At 70.1% G+C, this 395-nt stretch carries 1 protein-coding gene and 1 pseudogene; both read right to left on the bottom strand.

Features of this window, described 5'->3' with window-relative positions:
* Nucleotides 1-235: pseudogene (locus EOA24_RS41105) on the bottom strand (ABC transporter permease); the annotation flags it as partial.
* On the bottom strand, nucleotides 232-395 hold a 164-nt coding region (locus tag EOA24_RS41100; RefSeq protein ID WP_127410978.1), incomplete at its 5' end, for an ABC transporter permease subunit. The gene EOA24_RS41100 and the pseudogene EOA24_RS41105, both read right to left, overlap by 4 nt.

Genomic DNA, 395 nt, shown 5'->3' with positions numbered 1-395 from the left:
CCAATGAGGTGCGGGCGCCATGGAACAGCTCGGCCAGCACGTCGCGGCCGAGCCGGTCGGTGCCGAGCGGCAGCGACCAGCCCTGGAACGGCGGCAGCAGCGCCGGACCGGCGATCGCCTGCGGATCGCCGGGAAAGAACAGCGGCGCCGCCAAGGCCATGACGAGGAGCAGGGCGAGGATAAGCGCGCCGGCGATCGCTTCCGGGGTGCGCAAGAAACGGCGCAGGCGGTTCATGCGCTTGCCTCGCCGGCGCCGACGCGCGGATCGAGGACAGCGTAGGCGAGATCGACCAGAAGGTTGATGACGATAACGAGAACGGCGCTCACCAGGATGATGCCGAGCAACAGCGGTGTGTCGCGCCCCGCGACAGCTTCCTGCGCCAGGCGGCCGAGAC

The sequence above is a fragment of the Mesorhizobium sp. M2A.F.Ca.ET.039.01.1.1 genome, from assembly GCF_003998035.1.
Classification (GTDB): Bacteria; Pseudomonadota; Alphaproteobacteria; order Rhizobiales; family Rhizobiaceae; genus Mesorhizobium.
This window is presented reverse-complemented; position numbering and strand designations above follow the sequence as displayed.